This window comes from Gulosibacter sediminis (assembly GCF_014904065.1).
Lineage (GTDB): Bacteria > Actinomycetota > Actinomycetes > Actinomycetales > Microbacteriaceae > Gulosibacter > Gulosibacter sediminis.
Window position 1 is genome coordinate 46,012 of sequence record NZ_JACXJG010000004.1, and the last position, 344, is coordinate 46,355.

Sequence of the window (344 nt, forward strand, 5' to 3'; positions counted from 1 at the left end):
AGCCTGGCCGTCAACGCCCTGAACAACGCCGTCGCGATGCGCGGTGACGTCGCCGGCTGCGTGGTGCACTCGGACAGGGGATCTCAGTTCCGCAGCCGGAAGTTCCTGCGCGCCCTGTCACGTCACCGCATGGTCGGGAGCATGGGAAGGGTGGCCGCGGCCGGTGACAACGCCGCCATGGAGAGCTTCTTCGCCCTGCTGCAGAAGAACGTCCTNNCCGCTCCTGGGCCACTCGGGAACAGCTGCGTATCGCAATCGTGACCTGGATCGAGCGCACGTACCATCGCCGCCGCCGCCAGGCCGCCCTCGGTCGTTTGACCCCGGTCGAGTTCGAGACCATCATG

At 67.3% G+C, this 344-nt stretch carries 1 pseudogene; it reads left to right on the forward strand.

Annotation, left to right across the window (positions count from 1 at the left end):
- Positions 1-344 (forward strand): annotated as a pseudogene (locus tag ID132_RS01765) (transposase); the annotation flags it as partial.